Origin of the sequence: Pseudacidovorax sp. NFM-22 (assembly GCF_021401245.1) — a bacterium.
Lineage (GTDB): Bacteria > Pseudomonadota > Gammaproteobacteria > Burkholderiales > Burkholderiaceae_C > Xenophilus.
On sequence record NZ_JACBFY010000004.1, the window covers coordinates 101,671 to 127,249 of the forward strand.

The following is a 25,579-nucleotide window of genomic DNA, read 5'->3' on the forward strand; positions in this document are numbered from 1 at the left end:
TCAGCCTGCGGCGGCCCGCGCCGCCCGCTGCTGCAGCAGCGCCACGAAGGCCTGCGCCGGTGGCGACAGCGCCAGCCCGCGGCGCTGGTAGATGTAGTAGGGCCGCCGCATCTCCGGCCCCCGCAGCTCGATGAAGCGCAGGCCGAAGTTGTCGGCGAAGGACCGCGCATAGTCCGGCACCGCCGCCAGCCCGGTGCCCACGCCGACCAGCGCCAGGGCGGTGGTCAGGTACTCCACCTCGGCGGCGGTCTGCAGCGAGAGCGAGGCATCGTGCGCATGCAGGTGCCGCTCCAGGTGGCGGTTGAACTCGCTCGAATAGAGCACCCAGCGCTCGTGGCGCAGCTCGTCCCACGCCACGGCCTTGCGTCCGGCCAGCGGATGGCCGGCGGCGCAGACCAGGCGGATCGGCACGTCCATCAGGAAGGTGCGGGCCACGTCCTCGCCGGTGGGCCGCTCGGGGCCCACGCCCAGTTCGGCATCGCCACGGCGCACGGTGCCCACCACCGCATCGGCCGTGGCGTCGGCCATGCGCAGGCCGATCTCGGGGTGCGCCGCCTCGAACTCGCCCAGCACGGCCGCCACCCAGGTGCAGGCCAGCATCTGCGGCGCCACCACGCGCAGAAGGCCGGTGCGCAGCGAGCGCAGGTCCGAGGCACCCTCCGCCATCTGCTGCAGGTCGTCCAGGATGCGTCGGGCCAGCGGCAGCAGCTGGCGGCCGGCCTCGGTCAGCGTCACGCTCTGGCCCCGGTCGAAGAGCGGCAGGCCCAGCGCCTCTTCCAGCTGCTGCACCAGCATGCTGACGGCCGACTGCGTGAGGTGCAGCTGCCGCGCCGCCGCCGTGAAGCTGCCCGCGCGGGCGACGGCGGCAAAGGCGCGCATCTGCCGCAGGCTGAGGGCGTTGAGGGTGGGGGAGGGCTGCACCAGCGTGGAACGGGCAAGGCGATGGGAAGTGGCCGATTATCAGAAGTCTTGATGGCCCCATGAAAAGAATTGGCTGGCTTGATGGCCGACAAGCTTTCCAGAATGCCGGCCCATGCACATCGCCGTCATCGGAACCGGAATCGTGGGCAGCTGCACCGCCGCCTGGCTGCAGCGCGACGGCCATCGCATCACCTTCGTCGACCCCCTCGACGCCGGCGAGGCCTGCTCGTTTGGCAATGCCGGCTCGCTCTCGCCCAGCGCCTGCCTGCCCGTGGGCATGCCCGGCATGTGGAAGAAGGTGCCGCGCTGGCTGCTCGACCCGCTGGGGCCGCTGACGGTGCGCTGGGCCTATGCGCCGGTGGTGCTGCCCTGGCTGCTGCGGATGCTGCGGCATTCCTCGCGCGAGGAGGTCACGCGCATCGCCACCGCGCTACGCACGCTGCTGGCACCCATCTTCGACAGCTATGCGCCGCTGCTCGACCATGCCCAGGCGCAGCATCTGGTGCGGCGCAGCGGCTGCCTGTATGTCTTTTCCTCGCGCGAGACGGCGGCGCAGTGGGCCTGGGGCATGAAGCTGCGCCGTTCGCTCGGCGTGCAGATGCGCGACGTGGAGCAGGACGAGCTGGAGGCGCTGGAGCCGGACCTCAAGGGGCGCTTCCGCTTCGGCATCCTGGCGCCGGAAAACGGCTCCACTTCCGATCCTTCTGCCCTTGTGAAGGCGCTGCATGCCCAATGCCTGGCCGATGGCGCCACGCACCTGCGCCGTCGCGTCACCGGCTTCGAGCGGCAGGGCGGGCACGTCACGGCCCTGCAGCTGGACGAGGGCGAGCCGCTGCCCGTCGATGGCGTGGTGGTGGCCGCGGGTGCCTGGTCCGGCCGGCTCGCCGCCGCGCTGGGCAGCCCGGTGATGCTGGAGACCCAGCGGGGTTACCACGTCACCGTGCAGAGTTCCAACCTGCAGTTGCGCCACACCGTGATGGCGGTGGAGCACAACCTGATGGTCAACCCCATGGCCATGGGCCTGCGGCTGGCGGGCACGGTGGAATTCGCGGGCCTGGCCGCCGAGCCCAACATGGCGCGCGCCGACGCGCTGCTGGCGCAAGGCCGGCAGCTCTTTCCTCACCTCGACACCTCGGCCTTCAGCCGCTGGATGGGGCACCGGCCCTGCATGCCCGACAGCCTGCCCGTGGTCGGCCCGGCCCGTGGTGCCGACAACGCCTGGCTGGCCTTCGGCCACGGCCACATGGGCATGTGCATGGGCGCCACCACCGGCCGCGAGATCGCCCACCTGGTGACCGGACGGCCCACGCAGGTGGACCTGGCGCCCTTCTCCGCGGAGCGCTTCCGGTGAGCGTCGCGCCCTGGTCGCTGGGCGTGGACATGGGCGGCACCTTCGTCGATGCCGTGGCGCTGCACGAGGACGGCCGCAGCGTGGCGATCAAGCATCCGCGTGCGGGCCGGCGGCTGGCCGAGCCGGTGGTGGAGGCGCTGGACCGGCTGTGTGCCGAGGCCGGCATCGCGCCCGAGGAAGTAGGCCGGGTGGTGCATGGTTCCACCGTCATCACCAACCTGCTGCTGGAGCGGGACGAGCCGCCGGTCGCCCTGCTGTTGACGCGTGGCTTCGGCGACGTGCCGGTGCTGGCCCGGCAGGACCGGCGTGCGCTCTACGAGCCCGTGGTCGCGCCAGCGGTGCCCGAGGCGGCGCTCTTTCCGCAGCCGCTGCGCTTCGAGATCGGCGGGCGCATCGACGCCGAGGGCATCGAGGTCGAGCCGCTGGACCTGACGGCGCTCGACGCCGCCGCAGACGCCATCGCGGCCGCGAGCGTGCAGGCGGTGGCGGTCTGCCTGCTGTTCGCGCACTGCAACCCTTCGCATGAACAGCAGGTCGGCGAGCTGCTGCGGGCGCGCCTGCCGCATCTGCACGTCTCGCTCTCGCACGAGGTCGACCCGGCGCCGCGCGAATTCGAGCGCGGGCTCACCACCGCGCTGGATGCCTACGCCAAGCCGCTGGCGGCCGGCTACCTGCGGGCGCTGGCCGAGGCGCTCTCCGCCCGCCGGTTGCCTGCAGCGATGCTCATGCATTCCGAAGGCACGGTCCGGCCCTGGCAGGAGCTGGCCGCGCGGCCGATCGGGCTGGCGATGTCCGGCCCCTGCGCCGCCCTGCGCGGCGTGGCGGCCTGCCTGGACGAAGGCTCCCGGCGCGGCGCCGTGCTCACGCTGGACGTGGGTGGCACCAGCGCCGACATCGGGCTGCTGCACGGCGGCGAGCCCGCCTTCGCCGAATCGCTGGAATGCGGCGGGCTGGGCATCCGCCAGCGCTGCGTGGACATCGCCTCCATCGCCGTCGGCGGTGGCAGCGTGCTGCAGGTGCTGGCGGGTGCGGCGCTTCGCATCGGCCCGCGCTCGCAGGGCGCCTGGCCGGGGCCGGCGGCTTATGGGCAGGGCGGCACCTTAGCGACGCTGAGCGATGCACTGTGCGTGCTCGGCCGCCTGCCTGATCGGTTGGCGGGCGGACTGACGCTGGACTGCCGTGCCGCCGAGGCCGCGCTCGCGCGCGACGTGGCCGTGCCGCTGGGCCTGCCGCTCGCCGAAGCGGCCGAGGCCGTGGTGCAGGCGGCTGCCGCGCACATGGCCGAGGCGCTCAAGACCCATGCTTTCCAGCGGGGCCTGGATCCGGCGGACGCGCTGCTCGTGGCCGTGGGCGGCGGCGGCGCGCAGCATGCGGCGGAGGTCGCCGCGCTCGCCGGCATGGCCGCCGTGCGCGTGCTGCCGCAGGCGGGCGTGATGGCGGCGCTGGGCATGGTGCGCGGGCCAGAGGAAGTGGCCGCGACGCCTCTGCGCACGACGACTGACGCCTGGGCCGGCATCGCGCCGGAGGGCCATGGTCCGGCCGCGCTGTTCGCGCCCATGACCACGGTGTGGGTGCCGGCCGGCTGGCGCTGGCGGATCGAGGGCGATGGCAGCCTGCTGCTGGCGGTGTCGTCATGAGATCGCCGCGCTGCACCCGCTTTTCAGCGTTCACCGGCCAGTGCCGCGAGCGCACCCTTTCGTTCGCCCGGGAGTGCCGCAGCCGCCCCTCTCCCCTCGCGGGAGAGGGGGCAAGACCTCGTCTCGCTGCCTGTGCAGAAGGTGCCACCCGATGACGCCGCACGCCGACCCCGCCATCGCGCTGCGCATGGAGCCCCTGCGCCTGGCCCTGCAGGGTGCGGCCGACCGCATGCAGTCGGCCATGATGCGCGCCGCCGTGTCCTCCATCGCCCGCGAGGGCGGCGACTGTGCGGCGGCGCTGTTCCTGCCCGACGGGCGGCTGCTGGCTCAGGCCCGTTCGCTGCCGTTGCTGCTGGGCTCGCTGATCCCGGCCGTGGCCGGGGTGCTGGCGCGCTTTCCGGCCGGCGCCATGCGCAACGGCGATGTCTACCTGCTCAACGACCCGTGGTCGGGCGGCACGCACCTGCCGGACATCGCGCTGGTGCATCCCGTCTTCGATGGTCGCGAACTGATCGCCCTGGCGGCCACCAGCCTGCACCATCAGGACGTGGGCGGCATGGCGCCGGGCTCCATCCCGCCCGACGCGACCGAGATCCATCAGGAAGGCCTGCGCCTGCCGCCCGTGCGCTGGCGCGATGCGGCGGGCGTGCTGCCGGACATCGACGCCATCCTGGCCGCCAACACCCGTACACCGGCCAACCTTCGCGGCGACCTGGAGGCGCAGTGGACGGCGCTGGCCCAGGGCGCGCGCGAACTGCGGCAGATCGCCCGCCACACGGGCGAGCGCTTCGCAGCGGTGTGCGAGGCATTGCTCGCCCAGTCCGCCGACATGACCCGCGCTGCACTGGCCGCCGTGCCCGATGGCGAGTGGCACTGGCACGACGCGCTCGATGGCGACGGCGAGGGTGCCGAGCCCATCGCCATCGCCGTGCGGCTGCACAAGCAGGGCGAAGCGATCACGCTCGACTTCGAGGGCAGCGCGCCGCAGGTGCGCGGACCGCTCAACGCCTCCGCCGCGGCGATGCTGTCGGCGGCGCTGTTCTTCATGCGCACGCTGGCGCCGCAGGCGCCCAACAACGCGGGCTGCCTGGCGCCGCTCACGCTGAGGCTGCCGCCCGGCAGCGTGGTCAATCCGGACTGGCCGGCGGCCGTCAATGCCCGCACGGCGACGGTCAAGCTGGCCTGCAACGCCATCCTCGGCGCCTGGGCGCAGGCCACGGGCGCGCAGGGCGAGGGCGTGGCCCCGCATGCCGGCGTGGCCACGGTGCTCGCGCTCAGTGGCACGCGCGGCGACGGCCGGCGCTGGATGTTCACCGAGATCATCGCCAGCGGCGCGGGCGCCAGCGCCACGGCACCGGGGCGCGCGGGTGTCTCCACCGACGTGGGCAATGCCCGCAACACGCCCATCGAGGTGATCGAGGCCGAGGCGCCGGTGCGCGTGCTGCAGTACGCCATCCGCCGCGGCTCCGGCGGTGCGGGCGCGCAGGCCGGTGGCGACGGCGTGCGGCGCGAGTACCTGCTGCTCGATGGCGAGGGCTGGATCGCCTACCGCGGCGAGCGCCACCGCAGCCAGGCCCGCGGCGCCCAGGGCGGCGGCGCGGGCGCGAGTGCCTCGGCACGCCTTCTGCATGTTGACGGGCGTGTGCAGCCGCTGGCCGCGCGCAGCCGCGTTCGCTGGCAGGCCGGCGACCGGCTGCTCATCGAGACCGCGGGCGGTGGCGGCTGGGGGGCGGTGGCCGCGGATGCAGCGGCTGCCGGCGTCCCGTCGCCGCCGTCTGCTTCTTCATCGCCTTCCCCGTCGTCTTCCTTCCATCCCGACCCACGCCAGGAGTGCCCATGAACCGACCGTCCTTCCTTCTTCGCCGCCGCGCCGGCCTGGCCCTGGTAACGGCCCTTGCGGCCGGTGCGCTGCTGGCACCGGCCCTCGGACAGGCGCAGGCGGCATATCCGAACAAGCCCATCCACATCGTCGTGCCCTTTCCGCCCGGCGGCAGCACCGACGTGCTGGCGCGGCGCATCGGCGACAAGCTGGCCAGTGCCTGGGGCCAGCCGGTGGTGGTGGACAACCGCGCCGGTGCCGGTGGCACCGTGGGCGCCGACTACGTGGCCAAGTCCGCGCCCGACGGCTACACGCTGCTGATGGGCGTGACCGGCAGCAATGCCATCGCGCAGGCGCTGTACGCCAAGCTGCCCTACGACGTGGTGAAGGACTTCGCGCCCGTCTCGATGGTGGTGAGCGCGCCGCTCGTTCTGGCCGTGAATCCCGACGTAAAGGTGCGCACGGCGCAGGAGTTCCTGGCGCTGGCCAAGTCGAAGCCGGGCGGGCTGAGCTACGGCTCGGCCGGCAACGGCACCTCGATGCACCTGACGGGCGAGATGTACAAGCAGGCCGCGGGCGTGTCGATGGTCCACATCCCTTACCGTGGCAGCGCGGGCATGCTGACCGACCTGATGAGCGGGCAGATCCAGGCCACCTTCGGTGACGTGCTGGTGCTGCTGCCGCAGATCCAGGCCGGCAAGCTGCGGGCCCTGGCCGTCACGTCGAAGACGCGGCACCCGATGCTGCCGGATGTACCGACGCTGGACGAGGCCGGCCTCAAGGGCTTCGAGGCCTTGTCGTGGCAGGGCCTGTTCGCGCCGGCCGGCACGCCGTCCGATATCGTTGAGAAGCTGAGTGCCGAGGTGAACAAGGCCGTGCGCTCGCCCGAGGTGCGCGAGTACTTCGCCTCACGCGGTTTCATCGTCGAGGGCACGACGCCGGCGGCCTTCAAGGCGCTGATCGAGGCCGAGGTGAAGAAGTGGACGCCGATCGTGAAGTACTCGGGGGCGCGGGCGGATTGAGCTTTGGTGCGGGCGCGGTGTTGGTGGGCGCGTGACGGTCGATCTACGCTGACGACGGGGTGGGATGCGCGTGGCATGGCGATGCCTTTGCGCTGGATGTGGTCCATCCCCCTGCGTCGGTAGATGCTTCTGTTGAGTGTTGTTTCCGTGCGCTGGACGCTCCGCCAGCCCCGGCCCGCCCGGCCGACTCGCCCACAGGCTGCGCCGCTCGCTGAACGCTCGCGGAACCTGCGGTGCTCGCCGGATGAGCGCGCGGCGTAACTCGCTGCGCTGCCTGCCGGCAGCTCCGCTCAAACAAACGCCGCGAGTCAGTCACGACCGGCCCGCGGGGACCGCGGGCCTCGCTCATCCGGCTGCGCGCCTCGGCGCATCCTGAGGGCGAGTCGGCCGGGCGGGCCGGGGCTGGCTCCAGGGTGATCGGGCGTGGTACTTCCCTTTGGCGTCCTCGAAGACCACGCAGACCCATTCACCCAACAGCCGTTCGGGCTGAAAAGCGCAGGTCGGCTCACCCAACAACCGTTCGGGCTGAGCTTGTCGAAGCCAGGGCACGTGGGGATCAACGCCCTTCGACAAGCTCAGGGCGAACGGGTTGATGGACTCAGGGCGGACGGGTTGATTGACTCAGCGGCTGGGCAAGCGTACTGATTGCGTAAGCACGCGGATGGGCCCCTTGGAACCTGACCAAGGCCAACACCCGTCGATCATTCCCAAGCCCGGCGGGAGCGGCCCCCAGGGCGCGGCCGTTGGGCGTGCCGAGGCGCGCAGCCTGGCGAGTGAGGTGCGCGAGCATCGCGCACCGGCCGTGACTGACTCGTGGCGCTTGTCCGAGCGGAGCGCGTCAGCGCGCAGCGAGTTGCGCCACGCACTCGCCAGGCGAGCACCGCAGGGGACCCCGAGCGTTCAGCGAGGGGCACGCACATCGGCTGCGCCCTGGGGGCCGCTCCCGCCGGGCGTCCCCGCGGAGACAACGGTCCTCCGACCCGGCGCGCGTCCCCTGCGAATGCCCTCGCATCGTGCGTGCGAGTGGCGAGCGGCGAGTGCCGCGTTGCCCCCATGAGCCAAAGGCCGCCTGCCCAGCAGCCGAACGGCCTGAGGCAGAACGCCCCAAAACAAAACGGGGCCCCGAAGAGCCCCGTCACTCACTCAGCGGAGGAACCGGATCACAGCCCCGCAGCCGCCTTCAGCGCCGCCGCCTTGTCCGTGCGCTCCCACGTGAACTCCGGCTCCTCACGGCCGAAGTGGCCGTAGGCGGCGGTCTTGGTGTAGATCGGACGAAGCAGATCCAGCATCTGGATGATGCCCTTCGGACGCAGGTCGAAGTGCTCGTTCACCAGCGCCGCGATCTTGTCGTCGGGGATCACGCCCGTGCCTTCGGTGTAGACCGTGATGTTCATCGGCTTGGCCACGCCGATGGCATAGGCCACCTGCACCTGGCACTGGCGCGCCAGGCCCGCGGCCACCACGTTCTTGGCCACGTAGCGGGCCGCGTAGGCGGCCGAGCGGTCCACCTTCGACGGGTCCTTGCCCGAGAAGGCGCCGCCACCGTGCGGGCAGGCGCCGCCGTAGGTGTCCACGATGATCTTGCGGCCGGTCAGGCCACAGTCGCCCTGCGGACCGCCGATGACGAAACGGCCGGTGGGGTTGATCAGGTAGCGAGTCTCCTTGAGCCACTCCTTGGGCAGCACCGGCTTGATGATCTCCTCGATCACCGCCTCGATGAAGCTGGCCTTCATCTTGGTGGCGGTCTCGCTCTGGTCGGGGTGGTGCTGCGTCGACAGCACCACGGTGTCGATGCTGTGCGGCTTGCCGTCCACGTAGCGCATCGTGACCTGGCTCTTGGCGTCGGGACGCAGGAAGGGCAGGCGGCCGTCCTTGCGCAGCTGGGCCTGGCGCTCCACCAGGCGGTGGGCGTAGTAGATCGGCGCGGGCATCAGCTCGGGCGTCTCGTCGCAGGCATAGCCGAACATCAGGCCCTGGTCGCCGGCGCCGGTGTTCAGGTGGTCGTCGCTGGCATGGTCCACGCCCTGGGCGATGTCGTTGGACTGCTTGTCGTAGCAGACCATGACCGCGCAGCCCTTGTAGTCGATGCCGTAGTCGGTGTTGTCGTAGCCGATGCGCTTGATCGTGTCGCGCGCGACCTGGATGTAGTCGACGTGCGCGTTGGTGGTGATCTCGCCGGCCAGCACCACGAGGCCGGTGTTCGTCAGCGTCTCGGCGGCCACGCGCGAGCGCGGGTCCTGTTCGAAGATGGCATCGAGGATCGCGTCCGAGATCTGGTCGGCCACCTTGTCCGGATGGCCCTCGGACACCGATTCGGAAGTGAAGAGAAAGTCGTTCGCCATGTTCGAGAAAACTCCTGCATGAAGGATGCGGACCGGGCGTTTGCCGGCACCCTCGGGAGTCTCTGGCGAACGCTTTAGCAGTTGGGTTTAACGTCGCCCTGCAAGTAGTCCTGTAACTCGGCGACAATTTCGATTCTATTCATGCCGGTCTCAGCCCGCTGAGCCGCGCGTCGGTTTTCCACCCACCCGTTTGTCCGACAACACCTGATGATCGCGTTGTTTCGTCTGCTTGCCCGTGCGCCGTTGCCGCTGATGCATGCGCTCGGCGGGCTGCTGGGCTGGCTGGTCTGGGCGTTGGCACCGGACTATCGGCGGCGCTTCCGCGAGAACGCGGCGCAGGCCGGACTAGCGCCCGAGCAATGGCGCCCGGCCATCGCTGCCGCGGGCCGCATGGCCGCCGAACTGCCCTGGCTCTGGGCCCGCCCGGCGGGCGAGAGCGTGCTGCCCCGGGTGCGCCAGTGGACGGGCGACGAGGCCCTGGGCGCCGCGTTGGCCTCCGGCCGCGGCGCCATCGTCATCTCTCCGCACCTGGGTTGCTGGGAGTTGCTGGGCCAGGCCCTGGGCGAGCGCTTCCTGGCCAGCCATGGGCCCATCACCGCGCTGTTCCGTCCGCCGCGCAAGCCGTGGATGGCGGCGCTGATGGAAGGTTCGCGCGACCGGCCCGGCCTGCACATGCTGCCCACCGACGTGTCGGGCGTGCGCGGGCTGATGCGTGCGCTCAAGAAGGGCGGTTACACCGGCATCCTGCCCGATCAGGTGCCGCCGACGGGGCAGGGCGTGTGGGCGCCCTTCTTCGGCCGGCCGGCCTACACCATGACCCTCGTGCCGCGCCTCGCGCAGCTGACCGGCGCCCAGGTCTTCCTGGGCGTGTGCGAGCGGCTGCCGCGCGGCCGTGGCTATGCCGTGCGCCTGCAGCCGCTGGATGCGCCCGCCCTTGCCGATCCCAAAGCCTCCCCCGAAGAGGCCGCCACCGCCATGAACCAAGGCATCGAGCAACTGATCCTGAGCCTGCCTGGCCAATACGTCTGGGACTATGCCCGCTACAAGGCGCCGCGCGCCGAGATGGAGACGGCGCGATGAGCGCCGCCCGGCCGCTCCGAAGGCGCTCGCACCCGCAGTGCGTAGCACGGAGGGTTTTGACAGTGCTCGCCGCCCGGCCGCTCCGAAGGCGCTCGCACGCGCAGTGCGCAGCACGGAGGGTTTCGCTGTGAGTTTCTCGGCCCGCCTGGGCATCGGCTTCATGCGCGCCCTGGCCCACCTGCCGCTGCCGGTGGTGCGCGGCCTGGGCGCCGCGCTCGGGCCGGTGCTGCATGCGCTCGCCAAGCCGCGTCGCCATGTGGTGGACGTCAACCTGGCCCTGTGCTTCCCCGAGAAGACGCCCGAGGAACGGCGCCGCATCGCGCGCCAGACCTTCGTGTACGTCGCCCAGGCCTGGTTCGACCGCGCCTGGCTCTGGCATGCGCCCGCCGAGGTGATCCGCCAGCGCGTGACGCTCAAGGGCGCGCTGGACGAGATCGACGTGGGCGATCAGCCCACCATCCTGTTCGCGCCGCATTTCTACGGGCTGGACGCCGCAGCGACGCGGCTGACCATGCACACGCCCAAGCAGTCCACCACCATCTACACCACGCAGCGCGACCCGGTGATGGACGAATGGACCCGCCAGGGCCGCACCCGCTTCGGCAACGTGACGGTGCTGCACCGCATGGACGGCGTGAAGCAGATCGTGGCCAACCTGCGCCGCGGAGGCCTCTTGTACCTGCTGCCCGACATGGACTTCGGCCCGGCGCACACCGAGTTCGTGCCCTTCTTCCACACGCTGGCCGCGACCACGCCCTCGCTCTCGCGCTTCTCGCGGCTGGCGCGGGCCAAGGTGGTGCCGGTGCTGTCGCGGCTGACCAAGGATGGCTACGAGATCGAGGTGCTGCCGTCCTGGCAGGACTTTCCGACCCATGACGCCATCGCGGACACGGCGCGCATGAATGCGCAGCTGGCCGAGTGGATCCGCACGATGCCCGCGCAGTACTACTGGGTGCACCGGCGCTTCAAGACGCGGCCGCCCGGCGAGCCTTCGGTGTACTAGAGGGGAAGGCCGCTTCCAGGCTTCGACAGGCTCAGCCCGAACGGTGTCGGGTCAACTGGACCCCATTCGCGCACCCGCTGGTGCTCAGCCTCTCAGGCGCGGATGGCGCCGGATGAAGGCGTCGATGCGCGCCATCACCAGTTCCGGCTGCTCGTGCACCACCCAGTGCGTGGCGCCTTCCAGGCGCTCGATCTCCAACTGGGGCACATAGTCCTCCAGGCCATCGAGCAGGCCGGGGCGCAAGGCGATGTCGGCCATGCCCCAGAGCACCAGGGTCGGGATGTCCACCGTCACGCGCTCGCGCGGGATGTCGGGAATGTCGGTGCCGGGCTTGAGCGGCGTAACGCGGTAGAGGTTGCAGGCGCCCACGAGACCCTTTGACCACACGTCGCGGTACTGCGCCTTCACGTCCTCGGTGAGCCAGTCGGCATTGCCGGCACCGGCATGCATGGACGACAGCATGCCGAAGAGCCGCGCGAAGTCGTCGCGCGCCAGCACCTCCTCGCTGCCCGGGCGCGCCAGCCAGTTCATGTAGGCGCTGGCTTCCTGCTGCTCGGGGCTGTTCTTCAGCTCGCGTGCGAAGGTGCCGGCATGGGGCGAATTGATGATCACCAGCCGGCCCACGCGCTCGGGCATCGCGTTGGCCATGCCCCAGCCGAAGGCGCCGCCCCAGTCGTGCGCGACCAGCGTGTCGATCTTTCCACCGTCCGCTTCGCTGTCGGCCAGGGCGCGCAGGTCCTGCATCAGGCGGTGGGCCTGGTAGGCCTCGACTTCCGCCGGCGCGCTGGAGCGCTCGAAGCCCCGCAGGTTGGGCGCCACACAGCGATAGCCGCCGTTCTCGGGCCGGGCGAAATGCGCCAGCAGCGGATCCCAGATGAAGGCCGCCTCCGGAAAGCCGTGGAGGAAGAGCATCAGCGGCCGGCCGGGCTCGCCGGCCGCGCGGCAGCTGAGCGTGATGCCATGCGGCAGCGCGCGCTCGAAGGTCTGGATGTCGGTCATCGCACATGTCTCCTGGGTGTGGGTCGGAAGACGCGTGCGTGCGGGGCAACTCGCGTCAGCCGGCGTCGGGGTGCGTCCAGCGCCAGATGATCTCGGCCGCTTCGTCCACACCCTGCTTCTTGAGGGCGGAGAAGAGTCTGACCTCGCCGCCGCCGGCCTGCAGTCGCGCAATCGACAGCGCCTTGTTGGCCTCGGCCCGCGTGAGCTTGTCGGCCTTGGTCAGCAGCACCAGGAAGTTCAGCCCCTGTTCGACGCGCGGGCGGATCACTTCCAGCAGCACCTCGTCCAGCTCGGTCATGCCCAGGCGCGGGTCGCACATCAGCACCACGCCCGAAAGTTGCTCGCGCGTCATCAGGTAGTTGCCCATGACGCGCTGCCAGCGCAGCTTGGCCTCGCGCGGCACGGCCGCATAGCCGTAGCCGGGCAGGTCGGCCAGCACGGCATCGTCGACCTGGCCTTTGCCCACGCCGAACAGGTTGATGTGCTGCGTGCGGCCGGGCGTCTTGGAAGCGAAGGCCAGCCGCTTCTGCTGCGTCAGCGTGTTGATGGCGGTGGACTTGCCGGCGTTGGAGCGGCCCACGAAGGCGATCTCGGGCAGGCCCAGCGGGGGCAGGGTGTCCAGCCGCGGCGAGCTGAGCAGGAAGTGGGCGGTGTGCATCCAGCCCAGGGCCGTGCGCGAGCGCTCGGCGAAGCTGGCGGCGGGTGCAGGCGTCGCAGGGACGGTGGAGGCGGGCGGACTGGCGTTCTCCGCCGATCCGCTGGCGGGTGCCGCTGCGGCGTCGGCCGCGTCATCCGCAGGAGAGGGCGGAAAAGTTTGATCCATTCGGTACAGGGTTCTCAAGGAGGCCGTGGAAAGGGAGCGCGATTGTAGAATTGCCCGGTTTTGCGCCAGTCAGCGTACGAGAGAAGAAGCCCACGATATGAAGTTGTTCGCGCCTTATCTGCTTGCTGCCGTGCTGGGATCCGTTCTGGGGGGAACGGCCATGGCGGCAGATGCTCCGGCCGCTGCGGCCAAGCCCGCCAAGCCGGATCCGGCCAAGGGCGACACGCTCTTCACGACAGCGCCGCCCAACGGCGTCGCCTGCGCCTCGTGCCACAACGCCGACGGCAATTCGGCCATCGCGGCGAATCCCAAGCTGGCCCAGCAGCATCCCGAATACCTCCTCAAGCAGCTGCACGAGTTCAAGTCCGGCAAGCGCAAGAGCCCGATCATGCAGCCCATGGTGGCCAACCTGAGCGAGCAGGACATGCGCGACATCGCCTGGTTCCTGGGCAGCAAGACGGTCAAGCCCGGCTTCGCCAAGGAGAAGGACCTGGTCGTGCTGGGCGAGCGCATCTACCGCGGCGGCATCGCCGATCGTCAGGTGCCTGCGTGCGCCGGCTGCCACAGCCCCACCGGTGCCGGCATCCCCGCGCAGTATCCGCGCCTGGGCGGCCAGCATTCCGACTACACCGAAGGCCAGCTCAAGGCCTTCCGCGACGGCATCCGCACCAACAGCCCGCAGATGACCGGCGTGGCCGCCAAGATGAACGACCGCGAGATCAAGGCCGTCGCCGACTACATCGCTGGCTTGCGTTGATTCGACGCAAGTCAAAAAACCGCAGAACCAACCGCCGACAATCCAACTCCACAAGGGCGGGCCGATCCCTGGGATCGCCCGCCCTTTTTCCTGTCCACCGCTGCCTTCCGTCATGAGCGTCTCCACCCACGGCCTTCGCCTTCGAACCGGCTCGCAGGCCCTGCGCGCTGCCGTGGAACTGCTGTCGTCGATGCGTTTTGCCATCGCGCTGCTGACGGTCATCTGCATCGCCTCGGTCATCGGCACCGTGCTCAAGCAGCAGGAGCCGATCAACAACTACATCAACCAGTTCGGGCCCTTCTGGGCGCAGGTGTTCCGCAGCGCGCGGCTGGACACCATCTACAGCGCCTGGTGGTTCCTGCTGATCCTGGCCTTCCTGGTGGTCAGCACCTCGCTGTGCATCGCGCGCAACACGCCGCGCATCATGAGCGACCTGCGCAGCTACAAGGAAGACCTGCGCGTGCAGGGCCTGAAGGCCTTCGGCCTGCGCGCCGAGACGGTGCTGGCCGAGTCGCCCGACGCCGCCGCCAACCGCATCGGCCAGCAGCTGGTGGGGGGCGGCTGGAAGGTCAAGCTGCAGAAGCGCGAGACGACCGGCGCACCGGCGGGCTGGATGGTGGCGGCCCGTGCGGGCGGCGCCAACAAGCTGGGCTACATCGCCGCCCACGGCGCCATCGTGCTGATCTGCCTGGGCGGCCTGCTCGACGGCGACCTGATCGTGCGCGCGCAGACCTGGCTGGGCGGCAAGTCGGTCTACACCGGCGGCGGCATGATCGCCGACGTGCCCGCACAGCACCGCCTGGCGCCGACCAACCCGACCTTCCGCGGCAACATCCTGGTGCCCGAGGGCGCGCAGTCCTCGGTGGCCATCCTCAACCAGGCCGATGGCGTGTTGCTGCAGGAGCTGCCCTTCGCCATCGAGCTCAAGAAGTTCATCGTCGACTACTACGCGACCGGCATGCCCAAGCTCTTCGCCAGCGAGGTGGTGCTGCACGACCGCGCCACCGGCGAGACGAAGAACGCGCGCATCGAGGTCAACCACCCGGCCAGCTGGAAGGGTGTCGAGATCTACCAGTCCAGCTTCGACGATGGCGGCTCGCGCGTGAAGCTGCGCGCCGTGCCCATGGGCGCGGCGGCCAAGCCCTTCGAGGTCGAGGGCACCATCGGCACCAGCACCGAGCTGACCAACGGCAAGGACAAGCTCACGCTCGAATACACCGCGCTGCGCGTGATCAACGTCGAGAATTTCGCCGGTGCCAACGGCGGCAGCGGCGCCGACGTGCGCAAGGTGGACCTGGTCGGCAGCCTCGAATCGCGCCTGGGCGCGGCCCACAAGGTGGACAAGCCCAAGGAGTTGCGCAACATCGGCCCGAGCATCGGCTACAAGCTGCGAGACGCCGCCGGCCAGGCGCGCGAATACCAGAACTACATGGTGCCCACGGTGATGGAAGAGGGCGCGCCGCCGGTCTTCCTGCTCGGCGTGCGCGAGCAACCCGACCAGCCCTTCCGCTACCTGCGCGTGCCCGCCGACGACGAGATGGGGCTGGCCGGCTTCACCCGCCTGCGCGAGGCGCTGGCCGATCCCGCCGTGCGCGCCCAGGCCGTGGATCGCTACGTCGCCCAGGCCATCGGTCCCGACCGTCCGGAGCAGGCGCAGCAACTGCGCGCCTCGGCGCTGCGGGCCATCGGCCTGTTTGCCGGCGCCGAGCAACTGCAGGGCGGCACGGCGCGTGCGGATGGGGGCAATGCCTCCGGCTGGCAGGCGATTGCCGAATTCATCGACCAGCAGGTGCCCGAGGCCGAGCGCGAGCGCGCTGGGCAGATCCTGGTGCGCGTGGTCAACGACGTGCTGTTCGAACTGCTCAACCTGAGCCGCACGCAGGCCGGCCAGGCACCCCTGCCGCACGACGACAAATCGCAGGCCTGGCTCACGCAGGCCGTGCTCTCGCTGAGCGACGCCGCCTTCTACCCGGCGCCCGTGGCGCTCATGCTCACCGACTTCACGCAGGTGCAGGCCAGCGTCTTCCAGGTGGCCCGCGCGCCGGGCAAGAGCGTGGTCTACCTGGGCTGCCTGTTGCTGATCGTGGGCATTTTTGCCATGCTCTACGTCCGCGAGCGGCGGCTGTGGGTGTGGCTGGCGCCCCGTGCCGACGGAACCGGCGCCGAGGCGTCGATGGCCCTCTCGGTCAACCGCCGCGGCCTGGACACCGACAAGGAATTCCACCGCCTGCGCGAGCGCCTGCTGGGCCTGTCCCCGGCCGACACGCCTTCTTCTGCGGAGACACCATCCCGATGAACACCGTCACCAGCACCACCACGCTGAGCCTCAACGAAGGCTGGTTCTCCCGCCGCAGCCTGACCGACTGGTTGTTTGCCGCCTTCGTGCTGGCGGGCGGGTTGTTCGCGTTGGCGCGCTATCACGGCGCGATGGACGGGTACGAAAAGGCCATCCTGCTCGGCACGCTGCCGGCGCTGGTGTGGCTGGGCTGGTTCTGGCGTCCGCTGCAGCGGCTCGGCATCGTGGTGGCCGCCGCCTCGGTGCTGGCCATCGTGAGCTACCAGGGCGACCTGGCGCGGGCCGACACCGTGTTCTGGCTCAAATACTTCATCTCCAGCCAGTCGGCCATCCTGTGGATGAGCGTGCTCTTTTTCATGAGCACCGTCTTCTACTGGCTGGGCTTCTTTGCCAGCGGCCAATCCTGCGCCATGGAGCGCATCGGCTCGCGCCTGGCCTGGGCGGCGGTGACCATGGCGCTGATCGGCACCATGGTGCGCTGGTATGAGAGCCACCAGATCGGCCCCGACATCGGCCACATCCCGGTGAGCAACCTCTACGAGGTCTTCGTGCTCTTCTGCTGGATGACGGCAGCCTTCTACCTCTACTACGAGGAGCGCTACCGCACCCGCGCCCTCGGCGCCTTCGTCATGCTGGTGGTGAGCGCGGCGGTGGGCTTCCTGCTCTGGTACACGCTGGTGCGCGGCGCGCACGAGATCCAGCCGCTGGTGCCCGCGCTGCAGAGTTGGTGGATGAAGCTGCATGTGCCCGCCAACTTCATCGGCTATGGCACCTTCTCTTTGGCCGCGATGGTGGCCTTCGCGTACCTCATCAAGCAGCAGGCGGCCGAGACCCGCTGGTGGCGCCTGACACCCATCTGGCTGCTGGGCGCGGCGCTGTGCTTCGTGCCCATTGCCTTCCGCCAGCGTGGTGTGGCCGAGGCGGGCGGCAGCTACTGGGTGGGCTATGCGCTCATCTCGGCGCTGATCGCGGCCGGCATCCTGCTGGGCCGTCGCCGCATCGCCGCCCGCCTGCCGGCCTTCGAGGTGCTGGACGACGTGATGTACAAGGCCATCGCCGTCGGCTTCGCCTTCTTCACCATCGCCACGGTGCTGGGCGCGCTGTGGGCCGCCGACGCCTGGGGCGGCTACTGGAGCTGGGACCCGAAGGAGACCTGGGCGCTGATCGTCTGGCTCAACTACGCGGCCTGGCTGCACATGCGGCTGGTCAAGGGCCTGCGGGGCACGGTCGCTTCATGGTGGGCGCTGGTGGGCCTGGCGGTGACCACCTTCGCCTTCCTGGGCGTCAACATGTTCCTGTCGGGCCTGCACAGCTACGGCACGCTGTAGGCCACGACCGCCGGCCCGCGTGCCGGCGCAGCCCCACCCGCGGCGGGGGCAGGGCTTTTGGGGCAGACTGAAATCCAGGTGGAGCCCACCTGCGTAACCAAATGGACGTGGGCACCGAACTCCTCAGGGTCCACCTGTGTCCCACCGCCTGCGAAAGGGCTCCCCCATGCTGATCCGTTCCCGCGATGACGGCTTCGTTCATCCCATCTCCAGCGAAATCACGCCGCGCGCGGTGTACGAGCAGCGCCGGCAGCTCCTGCGCCTGATGGCGACCGGCGCCGCCGGTGCGGCCCTGGCCGGCTGGGCCGGCCGCGAGGCGATGGCGCAGGCCCAGAACTCCGGCGGCAAGCTGGCGCCCTTGCCGGGTGCCAAGTCCAGCGTGCCGGGCGCGCAGGTGATGGAAAAGGTCACCGACTACAAGGACGCGACCACCTACAACAACTTCTACGAGTTCGGCACCGACAAGGCCGACCCGGCCAGGAACGCCCACACCCTCAAGACCCGGCCGTGGACGGTCGAGGTCGAGGGCCTGGTCAAGAAGCCCGGCAAGTACGGCATCGAGGACTTGCTCAAGCTTTCCGCGCAGGAAGAGCGGGTCTACCGCCTGCGCTGCGTCGAGGGCTGGTCGATGGTGATCCCGTGGGTCGGCTATTCGCTGGCCGAGCTGATCAAGCGCGTGGAGCCTCAGGGCAATGCCAAGTACGTGGAGTTCGTGACGCTGGCCGACCCGAAGACCATGCCCTTTGTCGGCTCGCGCGTGCTCGATTGGCCCTATGCCGAGGGCCTGCGCATGGATGAGGCCATGCATCCGCTGACGCTGCTGACCTTCGGCATGTACGGCGAGGTGCTGCCCAACCAGAACGGCGCGCCGGTGCGCATCGTGGTGCCCTGGAAATACGGCTTCAAGTCGGCCAAGTCCATCGTCAAGATCCGCTTCGTCGAGAAGGAGCCGGGAACGGCCTGGAACAAGGCGGCGGCCAACGAATACGGCTTCTATTCCAACGTGAATCCCGAGGTGGACCATCCGCGCTGGAGCCAGGCCACCGAGCGCCGCATCGGCGAGCCTGGCGGCCTGTTCGCCAAGCGGCGTAAGACGTTGATGTTCAATGGCTACGAGGCGCAGGTCGGCCAGCTCTATGCGGGCATGGACCTGAAGAAGTTCTACTGATGGCGACGGCTGCACAGGCGGGCCGCAGGCCGACAGCCCGGCCCGCGGGCGGTCACGGGCTCAACCGGCTGCTGATGCAGCCGGCCGCCAAGCCGGCGGTGTTCGTGCTGTGCCTGCTGCCCTTCGCGTGGCTGCTCTATGGCGCCGTGGCCGACCAGCTCGGTGCCAATCCGGCGGAGTACCTGCTGCGTGCCACGGGCGACTGGGCCCTGCGCTTTCTCTGCATCGTGCTGGCCGTGACGCCGCTGCGCGTCATGGCCAGGCTCACCGCGATCGCGCGCTGGCGCCGCATGCTGGGGCTCTTCGCCTACTTCTACGTGGTGGTGCACCTGCTGTGCTACTCGTGGTTCGACATGGGCTTCGACCTGCCGGCCATCGTGGCGGACATTCCCAAGCGGCCCTTCATCCTCGTGGGCTTCGCGGCCTTCGTGCTGCTGACGCTGCTGGCCGCCACCTCCTTCAACCGCGCGATCAAGGCCCTGGGCGGCAAGCGCTGGCAGCGGCTGCATCGCCTGGTCTACCTGTGCGCCGGGCTGGGGCTGCTGCACTTCTTCTGGATGCGGGCTGGCAAGAACAACTTCGGCGAAGTCGGCATCTACGCGGTCGTCATCGCGGTGTTGCTGGGCTGGCGCGTGTGGCATGCCGTTGCCACGCGCAGAGCAAGCGCCGCGCCGTAGCACAATGAAAGAAGGCGGCCTGGGCCGCCTTCGTCATGTCAAAGCAGTTGCTCTGTGCGCAACTGGTCTTCCACCGTCTCGCGCCGGCGGATGAGTCGGGCCTCGGTGCCACTGACCAGCACTTCGGCCGCGCGGCCGCGGGTGTTGTAGTTGCTGGCCATGCTCATGCAATAGGCCCCAGCCGAGAGCACCGCGAGCAGGTCGCCGGACTGCACAGCGAGGTCGCGGTCGCGGCCCAACCAGTCGCCGCTTTCGCACACCGGGCCGACCACGTCGTAGCGCACCGGCTCGGCATCCGCCTTCAGCACCACCGGTTCGATGCGGTGGAAGGCCTCGTACATGGCAGGCCTGGGCAGGTCGTTCATGGCTGCATCGACGATGCAGAAGTTCTTCTCTTCGCCGGGCTTGGTGTAGAGCACCTCGGTCAGGCAGACGCCGGCGTTGCCCACCAGTGATCGGCCCGGCTCGATGACCAGCTTGCGGTCACCGAAGCCGCGGGCGTCCAGCCGGGCCAGCAGCTGCTGCCACAGCGCATCGGCCGCAGGCGGCGTGTCGCCGTTGTAGTCGATGCCCAGGCCGCCGCCGAAGTCCAGGTGCTGCAGCCGGATGTCCTGGGCCTCGATGGCCTGCACCAAATCGAGCACGCGCTCCAGCGCGTCCAGGTAGGGGGAGGCCTCGGTGATCTGCGAGCCGATGTGGCAGTCGATGCCGACGACGGTCAGGCCAGGCAGCGATGTGGCATGCCGGTAGACCTCGACCGCGCGGTCGTGCGCGATGCCGAACTTGTTGCCCTTGAGGCCGGTGGAGATGTACGGATGCGTCTTTGCGTCGACGTTGGGATTGATGCGCAGGCTGACCGGCGCGCGCTTGCCGGCGGCCACGGCGACGTCGCTCAGCACGTCGAGTTCGGCTTCGCTCTCGACGTTGAAGCAGGCGATGCCGGCGTCCAGGGCTTGGCGCATCTCGGCGCGGGTCTTGCCTACGCCGGAGAAGATCACCTTGCGCGCATCGGCGCCTGCCGCCAGCACGCGGGCCAGTTCGCCCCCGGAGACGATGTCGAAACCGCAGCCGGCTTCGGCGAAGACGCGCAGCACGCCCAGCGAGGAGTTGGCCTTCATCGCATAGCAGACCAGCGCGTCGCGGCCTTCGAAGCCGCGGCGGTAGGCGGCGAGCGCATCGAGCATCCACTGCTTGGAATAGACGAACAGCGGCGTCCCATGTTCGCGCGCGAGCGCCTGCAGGTCGGCCTGCTCGACACGCAGCGTGCCGTCCTCGCGGGCAATATGGGGTTGGCCCGGCAGCACGGTGCCGGTGGAAGCGGGAGAGGCGGTCATGGACGGGAAGCGGGAGCCGAGGTGGAGGCCGGTGCGCTGGCGGCGTCGGCAGGTGTGGGCGCGGCCTTGTTGCCGGAGCCGGTGAGCACCTGCGGCAGGGTGGCGCGCTGGGCGGCGGCGGGCTCGGTCGGCAGGTAGAGCGCGCCCCGCTGGCCACAGGCCGACAAGGCGGCAAGGGCCGCGAGCGCAAAGGCCTTGGCGAGGTGGCGCAAGGGGGCGCTCACTAGAATTTGCCGAGCATTCAACATCGCGAAATTTTATCCAGTCATGACCGACGCCCAGTACCTCGATCTCGCGGAATCCGCCCTGGCAGCCATCGAACGATGCTGCGACCAGATCAACGAGAACACCGACGCGGACATCGACAACCAGCGGGTCGGCGGCATGATCACGCTGACCTTCGCCAACCGCAGCCAGGTGGTGGTGAACCTGCAGCCGCCGCTGCACGAGATCTGGCTGGCGGCCCGCACCGGCGGCTACCACTTCCGCCACGACGGGCAGCAGTGGGTGGACACCAAGACCGGCGAGGAGCTCTTTGCCCGGTTGTCGCAGGAGTGCAGCCTGCAGGCGGGCGAGCCCTTGGGCTTCAAGGCGGGCTGAGCCGCAGGCGCCCCGGCGGGCCTCCGGCCGCGTCGGGGCAGCCGGGAAGCCCGCGGCCGCCGGCCTAGTTGCGGAACAGGTCGAGGATCCGGTTGCGCTCTTCGCCGCCCGAGGGGGCGCCGGCCGGGTGGTTGCTGCCGTCGATGCCTGGCACCGTCACGGGCTCGACGCCCAGGGTGCTCACGGCCCGGCCGGGCGTGTAGTCGTCGTAGTAGACCTCGCCACCGATGTTGACCACCCCCGGCGGCGCCTGGATCTCGCTCACCGGCACGCCCTTGAGGGCGGTCTGCATGAAGCTGATCCAGATCGGCAGGCTCAGGCCGCCGCCCGTCTCGCGGTCGCCCAGCTTTCGGGGCGTGTCGTAGCCCATCCACACCACGGCGGTGAGCGTGGGCTGGAAGCCGGCGAACCAGGCGTCCAGCGAATCGTTGGTGGTGCCGGTCTTGCCGTAGAGGTCGACGCGCTTGAGCGTGGCCTGGGCCTTGGCCGCGGTGCCGCCGCTGGCCACGGACTGCAGCAGGCTGTCCATGATGTAGGCATTGCGCTGGGGAATGGCGCGCGAGGTCTCCCCGCGCAGCGGCGGCTGCACGTCCACCAGCACCCGGTCCTTGTGGTCGGTGATGCGGGTGATCAGGTAGGGATTCACGCGGTAGCCGCCATTGGCGAACACCGAATAGGCCGCCGCCATCTGCATCGGCGTGACCGAGCCGGCGCCCAGCGCCATCGGCAGGTAGGCCGGGTGCTTCTCGCGTTCGAAGCCGAAGTTGGTGATCCAGTCCTGCGCGTAGCGGGTACCGATGGACTGCAGCACACGGATCGACACCATGTTCTTGGACTTCATCAGCGCCCGGCGCAGCGGCATCGGGCCCTCGAAGTTGCCGTCGTAGTTCTTCGGTTCCCAGGGCTGGCCGCCGGTGGTGCCGGCATCGAAGAACAGCGGCCCGTCGTTGACCACGGTGCTGGGCATGAAGCCCTTTTCCAGCGCGGCCGAGTAGATGAAGGGCTTGAAGCTGGAGCCTGGTTGCCGCCACGCCTGCGTGACGTGGTTGAACTTGTTCTTGCCGAAGTCGAAGCCGCCCACCATCGCCTTGATGGCGCCGTCGCGTGGATCCATGGCCACGAAGGCGCCTTCCACCTCGGGCAGCTGCGTGATCTCCCAGGCCCCCTTGGCCGTCTTGGCGACGCGGATGACGGCGCCGCGGCGGATGCGCACGTTGGGCGCCGCCTTGTCCGACAGGCCCGACTGGGCCGGGCGCAGGCCTTCGCCGGTGATCTGCAGTTCTTCGCCGCTGGCACGGATGGCGGTCACTTCCTTGGGACTGGCCTTGAGCACCACGGCCGACATCACGTCGCCGTTGTCGGGATGCTCGGCCAGGACGTCGTCAACGGCCTCGTCGAGCTCCTTGGGGTCACTCGGCAGGTCGATGAACTTCTCGGGGCCGCGGTAGATCTGCCGCCGCTCGTAGTCCATGATGCCGCGGCGCAGGGCGCTGTAGGCCGCCGATTGCTGCGAGGCAACCAGCGAGGTGTAGACCTTGAGCCCGCGGGTGTAGGTGCTGTCGCCGTACTGCGCGTACATCAGCTGGCGGACCGTCTCGGCCACGTATTCGGCATGCAGGCGGTCCGGGTCGTTGGCGTTGCGCAGGTGCAGCCGCTCGGCGCGGGCCTCCTTGGCCTGTGCCTCGGTGATGAAGCCGGCCTCGACCATGCGGTCGACGACGTACAGCTGGCGCGCCCGCGCGCGGGAGGGGTTGTTGACCGGGTTGTTGGCGCCCGGTGCCTTGGGCAGCCCGGCCAGCATGGCGGCCTCGGCGATGGTGATGTCCTGCAGCGGCTTGCCGAAGTACGACTCGGAGGCCGCCGCGAAGCCGTAGGAGCGGTTGCCCAGGTAGATCTGGTTCAGGTAGATCTCGAGGATCTGGTCCTTGCTGAGCTGATGCTCCAGCTTGAAGGCCAGCAGGATCTCGTAGATCTTGCGGGTGAGCGTCTTCTCGGAGCTGAGGTAGACGTTGCGCGCCACCTGCATGGAGATGGTCGATGCGCCCTGGCTCTTCACCCGGTTGAGGTTGGCCAGGCCGGCGCGGATCACGCCCTTGTAGTCCACCCCGCCGTGGTCGTAGAAGCGGGCATCTTCCGCCGCCAGCACCGCCTCCTTCATCACCTTGGGCACGGTGGCGATGGGCGTGAGGTTGCGGCGCTCCTCGCCGAACTCGCCGATCTGGATGCCTTCCGCGGAGAAGACGCGCAGCGGCAGCTTGGGCCGGTAGTCGGCGAGCTCCGAGACGTCCGGCAGGTTGGGATAGGCGACGGCGAGGGCGACCGCCCCCACCAGCAGCGCGCTGGCGACGGCGGCACCCGCAATGCCCAGCATCCACAGGAGGATGCGCGTGGTCCAACGCAGCCAGGCGGGCCCGGGCGGGCGCTTCTGGGCCTTGTCTTCTCGGGGGGAGGGCGCCGGCGCGCGTGAGGAGGGGGGCATGGGGCGAGAGGCTCTTGGGGCCGCGGATTATAAAAACCGGGTCGCTTCTCACCCCTGGTTACACTGATCGTTACTTTGGGTTGAGGATGCGGGGGTCTGGCTTCGTATTCTTTTAACAACTAATGCAATTTCGTTAAAAAAAGCCGACGGCGGCTGTTGGTGCGGGGGGTGTTGCGCTGATAGCATCTATTCACACGCATTTCTTGCCAAGTGTTACAAGCACGTGAACGGCTGAGCGTCCTCCGATGGCCCTTGGATCACTTTTTCGTCGACAGCCGCCGCCTCTTCTGGGTCTGGACGTCTCTTCGTCCAGCGTGAAGCTGGTGGAACTCGAGCGCAACCCCGCAGGCAAGCTGGTGCTTCTGCGATGCGCGATCGAGCCCCTGGAGCGTGGCTGGATCACTGACGGCAACGTCGAGAAGTTCGACGAGGTGGCCGAAGCCGTCCGTCGGGCCGTCCGCAAGAGCGGCGCCAGAACGAAGAACGCCGCCCTGGCGCTGCCGCCGTCGGCCGTGATCACCAAGAAGGTGATCCTGCCGGCCGGCCTGAGCGAAACGGAGCTCGAGGTCCAGGTCGAGTCCGAAGCCAACCAATACATCCCCTTCTCGCTGGACGAGGTCAGCCTCGACTTCTGCGTCATGGGCCCCAGCGCGGGCAGCCCCGAGGATGTGGAGGTGCTGATCGCCGCCTCCCGCAAGGAGAAGGTGCAGGATCGCCAGGGCCTGGCCGAGGCGGCCGGCCTGAAGGCGGTGATCCTGGACGTGGAGTCCTTCGCCTCCCGGCTCGCCGCGGCGCGGCTGATCGAGCAGCTGCCCGCCCAGGGCCGCGACGCCGTCGTCGCGCTGTTCGAGGTGGGAGCCAGCACCACCAGCATGCAGGTGCTGCGCAACGACGAAGTGCTGTACGACCGCGACCAGGCCTTCGGCGGCGCGCAGCTCACCCAGCTGATCGTCCGCCAGTACGGTTTCTCGGCCGAGGAGGCCGAGGCCAAGAAGCGCAGCGGCGACCTGCCCGAGGACTACGAATCCGCCGTGCTCAAGCCCTTCGTGGCCAGCATCGCGCAGGAGATCGCGCGGGCGCTGCAGTTCTTCTTCACCAGCACGCCGCACAACCGCGTGGACTACGTGCTGCTGGCCGGCGGCTCCGCGGGGCTGCCCGGGCTCACCCATGCGGTGACGCGCCAGACCTCCTTCGCCTGCTCGCTGCTCAATCCTTTCGAGGGCATGGAGTTCGATTCGGGCGTGCGTGCCAAGCGGCTCCAGCGCGAGTCCGCCTCCTACCTCACGGCCTGCGGGCTGGCGATGCGGAGGTTCCTGCAGTGATCCTGATCAACCTGCTGCCGCACCGCGAGGCGGCCCGCAAGCGCCGCAAGGAGAACTTCTACGCCTCGCTGGGCGCCGCGGCCCTGGCCGGCGGCCTGATCGCCGGCGTGGCCTTCCTGTACCTGCAGGCCCTGATCCTGGACCAGCAGACGCGCAACGCGCTGCTGAGTTCGGAGATCCAGAAGCTGGACACCGAGATCAAGGAGATCGCCACGCTGCAGGGCGAAATCGCCGGGCTGCGCGCGCGCCAGAAGTCGGTCGAAGACCTGCAGGCCGACCGCAACCTGCCGGTGCACCTGCTCAATGAGCTGGTCCGGCAACTGCCCGACGGCGTCTACCTGACCAGCATGCGCCAGGAAAACCAGACCGTGACCTTGCAGGGCGCCGCCCAGTCCAACGAGCGGGTCTCGGAGTTGCTGCGCAACCTGGGCAACAGCAGCCCCTGGCTGGTCAAGCCCGAGCTGGTGGAAATCACTGCGGGCGTGGTCACGCTCAGTCCCCGGGATCAGCGCCGGGTGTCGAATTTCACGATGCGCGTGGGCGTGCGCCGTCCGACGGAGGCCCAGAAGCCGACGTCGCCGGCGCCCGCGGCATCGACCAAGGGTTGAAAGGGCGAGCGGA

Annotated in this window: 21 protein-coding genes; 14 read left to right on the forward strand and 7 right to left on the reverse strand. The window is 69.6% G+C overall.

Annotation, left to right across the window (positions count from 1 at the left end):
* A complete protein-coding gene (locus tag L0984_RS15330) occupies window positions 1-921 on the reverse strand; it encodes a LysR family transcriptional regulator (protein WP_234194498.1) in 921 nt (306 codons plus the stop codon).
* 112 nt (window positions 922-1,033) lie between these two features.
* Here L0984_RS15330 and L0984_RS15335 point away from each other — a divergent pair, with 112 nt between their 5' ends.
* The 4 genes from L0984_RS15335 to L0984_RS15350 all read left to right on the forward strand — a co-directional run bounded on the left by L0984_RS15335 (window position 1,034) and on the right by L0984_RS15350 (window position 6,750).
* The gene (locus tag L0984_RS15335) at window positions 1,034-2,272 is read left to right on the forward strand and encodes an NAD(P)/FAD-dependent oxidoreductase (RefSeq protein ID WP_234194499.1); all 1,239 of its coding nucleotides are present in this window, start codon (window positions 1,034-1,036) and stop codon (window positions 2,270-2,272) included.
* A complete protein-coding gene (locus tag L0984_RS15340; RefSeq protein ID WP_234194500.1) occupies window positions 2,269-3,909 on the forward strand; it encodes a hydantoinase/oxoprolinase family protein in 1,641 nt (546 codons plus the stop codon). Before L0984_RS15335 ends, L0984_RS15340 begins: the two co-directional genes overlap by 4 nt.
* Window positions 3,910-4,060: 151 nt before the next feature.
* Window positions 4,061-5,749, forward strand: coding sequence for a hydantoinase B/oxoprolinase family protein (locus tag L0984_RS15345; RefSeq protein ID WP_234194501.1), 1,689 nt, complete (start codon window positions 4,061-4,063; stop codon window positions 5,747-5,749).
* Window positions 5,746-6,750: a Bug family tripartite tricarboxylate transporter substrate binding protein gene (locus tag L0984_RS15350; protein ID WP_234194502.1), complete on the forward strand. Its 1,005-nt coding sequence runs from the start codon at window positions 5,746-5,748 to the stop codon at window positions 6,748-6,750. The genes L0984_RS15345 and L0984_RS15350 overlap by 4 nt, the downstream gene beginning before the upstream one ends.
* 1,160 nt (window positions 6,751-7,910) lie before the next feature.
* On the opposite strand, the gene metK is transcribed toward L0984_RS15350, so the two are convergent.
* On the reverse strand, window positions 7,911-9,092 hold the full coding sequence (gene metK / locus L0984_RS15355; RefSeq protein WP_234194503.1) for a methionine adenosyltransferase: 1,182 nt from the start codon (window positions 9,090-9,092) through the stop codon (window positions 7,911-7,913).
* A gap of 207 nt (window positions 9,093-9,299) precedes the next feature.
* Between metK and L0984_RS15360 the strand changes: the two genes are divergently transcribed.
* Together L0984_RS15360 and L0984_RS15365 are read left to right on the forward strand one after the other, a co-directional pair.
* The gene (locus tag L0984_RS15360) at window positions 9,300-10,172 is read left to right on the forward strand and encodes a lysophospholipid acyltransferase family protein (RefSeq protein ID WP_234194504.1); all 873 of its coding nucleotides are present in this window, start codon (window positions 9,300-9,302) and stop codon (window positions 10,170-10,172) included.
* A gap of 127 nt (window positions 10,173-10,299) precedes the next feature.
* The gene (locus L0984_RS15365; RefSeq protein ID WP_234194505.1) at window positions 10,300-11,175 is read left to right on the forward strand and encodes an LpxL/LpxP family acyltransferase; all 876 of its coding nucleotides are present in this window, start codon (window positions 10,300-10,302) and stop codon (window positions 11,173-11,175) included.
* An 84-nt stretch (window positions 11,176-11,259) separates the two neighbouring features.
* Here the strand turns inward: L0984_RS15365 and L0984_RS15370 are convergent, their stop codons facing one another.
* Together L0984_RS15370 and yihA are read right to left on the reverse strand one after the other, a co-directional pair.
* Window positions 11,260-12,174, reverse strand: a complete 915-nt coding sequence (locus L0984_RS15370; RefSeq protein ID WP_234194506.1) for an alpha/beta fold hydrolase — start codon at window positions 12,172-12,174, stop codon at window positions 11,260-11,262.
* 55 nt (window positions 12,175-12,229) lie between these two features.
* Window positions 12,230-12,997: a ribosome biogenesis GTP-binding protein YihA/YsxC gene (gene yihA / locus L0984_RS15375; RefSeq protein WP_081682160.1), complete on the reverse strand. Its 768-nt coding sequence runs from the start codon at window positions 12,995-12,997 to the stop codon at window positions 12,230-12,232.
* Window positions 12,998-13,094: 97 nt separating this feature from the next.
* Between yihA and L0984_RS15380 the strand changes: the two genes are divergently transcribed.
* The 5 genes from L0984_RS15380 to L0984_RS15400 all read left to right on the forward strand — a co-directional run bounded on the left by L0984_RS15380 (window position 13,095) and on the right by L0984_RS15400 (window position 19,223).
* Window positions 13,095-13,754 carry a c-type cytochrome gene (locus L0984_RS15380; RefSeq protein WP_234194507.1) on the forward strand — a complete coding sequence of 220 codons (660 nt, stop codon included), beginning with the start codon at window positions 13,095-13,097 and terminating at the stop codon, window positions 13,752-13,754.
* A gap of 112 nt (window positions 13,755-13,866) precedes the next feature.
* Entirely contained in the window at window positions 13,867-16,050 is a 2,184-nt protein-coding gene (locus tag L0984_RS15385; protein ID WP_234194508.1) for a cytochrome c biogenesis protein ResB, read from the forward strand.
* Window positions 16,047-17,378: a c-type cytochrome biogenesis protein CcsB gene (gene ccsB, locus L0984_RS15390; RefSeq protein ID WP_234194509.1), complete on the forward strand. Its 1,332-nt coding sequence runs from the start codon at window positions 16,047-16,049 to the stop codon at window positions 17,376-17,378. Before L0984_RS15385 ends, ccsB begins: the two co-directional genes overlap by 4 nt.
* Window positions 17,379-17,544: 166 nt before the next feature.
* Window positions 17,545-18,546, forward strand: coding sequence for a protein-methionine-sulfoxide reductase catalytic subunit MsrP (msrP, locus tag L0984_RS15395; RefSeq protein WP_234194510.1), 1,002 nt, complete (start codon window positions 17,545-17,547; stop codon window positions 18,544-18,546).
* A complete protein-coding gene (locus tag L0984_RS15400) occupies window positions 18,546-19,223 on the forward strand; it encodes a sulfite oxidase heme-binding subunit YedZ (protein ID WP_234194511.1) in 678 nt (225 codons plus the stop codon). Before msrP ends, L0984_RS15400 begins: the two co-directional genes overlap by 1 nt.
* A gap of 38 nt (window positions 19,224-19,261) precedes the next feature.
* Here L0984_RS15400 and lysA read toward each other — a convergent pair whose 3' ends face one another.
* Together lysA and lptM are read right to left on the reverse strand one after the other, a co-directional pair.
* Window positions 19,262-20,557, reverse strand: coding sequence for a diaminopimelate decarboxylase (lysA, locus tag L0984_RS15405; protein ID WP_234194512.1), 1,296 nt, complete (start codon window positions 20,555-20,557; stop codon window positions 19,262-19,264).
* On the reverse strand, window positions 20,554-20,769 hold the full coding sequence (lptM, locus tag L0984_RS15410; RefSeq protein ID WP_370646007.1) for an LPS translocon maturation chaperone LptM: 216 nt from the start codon (window positions 20,767-20,769) through the stop codon (window positions 20,554-20,556). Before lptM ends, lysA begins: the two co-directional genes overlap by 4 nt.
* A 55-nt stretch (window positions 20,770-20,824) precedes the next feature.
* Here lptM and cyaY point away from each other — a divergent pair, with 55 nt between their 5' ends.
* The gene (cyaY, locus tag L0984_RS15415) at window positions 20,825-21,157 is read left to right on the forward strand and encodes an iron donor protein CyaY (protein WP_234194514.1); all 333 of its coding nucleotides are present in this window, start codon (window positions 20,825-20,827) and stop codon (window positions 21,155-21,157) included.
* Between the two features lie 64 nt (window positions 21,158-21,221).
* On the opposite strand, the gene L0984_RS15420 is transcribed toward cyaY, so the two are convergent.
* Entirely contained in the window at window positions 21,222-23,636 is a 2,415-nt protein-coding gene (locus L0984_RS15420; protein ID WP_370646008.1) for a penicillin-binding protein 1A, read from the reverse strand.
* A 245-nt stretch (window positions 23,637-23,881) separates the two neighbouring features.
* Between L0984_RS15420 and L0984_RS15425 the strand changes: the two genes are divergently transcribed.
* Together L0984_RS15425 and L0984_RS15430 are read left to right on the forward strand one after the other, a co-directional pair.
* Entirely contained in the window at window positions 23,882-24,958 is a 1,077-nt protein-coding gene (locus tag L0984_RS15425) for a pilus assembly protein PilM (protein ID WP_234194515.1), read from the forward strand.
* Window positions 24,955-25,566 (forward strand): PilN domain-containing protein, encoded by a 612-nt coding sequence (locus L0984_RS15430; RefSeq protein WP_017757748.1) that lies wholly within the window; start codon window positions 24,955-24,957, stop codon window positions 25,564-25,566. Before L0984_RS15425 ends, L0984_RS15430 begins: the two co-directional genes overlap by 4 nt.
* Window positions 25,567-25,579: the final 13 nt, after the last annotated feature.

Bases quoted from the DNA above. Each gene is read 5' to 3' on its own strand.
- L0984_RS15335 (WP_234194499.1), top strand. From the start codon at position 1,034: ATGCACATCGCCGTCATCGGAACCGGAATCGTGGGCAGCTGCACCGCC.
- L0984_RS15345 (WP_234194501.1), top strand. From the start codon at position 4,061: ATGACGCCGCACGCCGACCCCGCCATCGCGCTGCGCATGGAGCCCCTG.
- L0984_RS15350 (WP_234194502.1), top strand. From the start codon at position 5,746: ATGAACCGACCGTCCTTCCTTCTTCGCCGCCGCGCCGGCCTGGCCCTG.
- metK (WP_234194503.1), bottom strand. From the start codon at position 9,092: ATGGCGAACGACTTTCTCTTCACTTCCGAATCGGTGTCCGAGGGCCAT.
- L0984_RS15360 (WP_234194504.1), top strand. From the start codon at position 9,300: ATGATCGCGTTGTTTCGTCTGCTTGCCCGTGCGCCGTTGCCGCTGATG.
- L0984_RS15370 (WP_234194506.1), bottom strand. From the start codon at position 12,174: ATGACCGACATCCAGACCTTCGAGCGCGCGCTGCCGCATGGCATCACG.
- yihA (WP_081682160.1), bottom strand. From the start codon at position 12,997: ATGGATCAAACTTTTCCGCCCTCTCCTGCGGATGACGCGGCCGACGCC.
- L0984_RS15380 (WP_234194507.1), top strand. From the start codon at position 13,095: ATGAAGTTGTTCGCGCCTTATCTGCTTGCTGCCGTGCTGGGATCCGTT.
- L0984_RS15385 (WP_234194508.1), top strand. From the start codon at position 13,867: ATGAGCGTCTCCACCCACGGCCTTCGCCTTCGAACCGGCTCGCAGGCC.
- ccsB (WP_234194509.1), top strand. From the start codon at position 16,047: ATGAACACCGTCACCAGCACCACCACGCTGAGCCTCAACGAAGGCTGG.
- msrP (WP_234194510.1), top strand. From the start codon at position 17,545: ATGCTGATCCGTTCCCGCGATGACGGCTTCGTTCATCCCATCTCCAGC.
- L0984_RS15400 (WP_234194511.1), top strand. From the start codon at position 18,546: ATGGCGACGGCTGCACAGGCGGGCCGCAGGCCGACAGCCCGGCCCGCG.
- lysA (WP_234194512.1), bottom strand. From the start codon at position 20,557: ATGACCGCCTCTCCCGCTTCCACCGGCACCGTGCTGCCGGGCCAACCC.
- cyaY (WP_234194514.1), top strand. From the start codon at position 20,825: ATGACCGACGCCCAGTACCTCGATCTCGCGGAATCCGCCCTGGCAGCC.
- L0984_RS15420 (WP_370646008.1), bottom strand. From the start codon at position 23,636: ATGCCCCCCTCCTCACGCGCGCCGGCGCCCTCCCCCCGAGAAGACAAG.
- L0984_RS15425 (WP_234194515.1), top strand. From the start codon at position 23,882: ATGGCCCTTGGATCACTTTTTCGTCGACAGCCGCCGCCTCTTCTGGGT.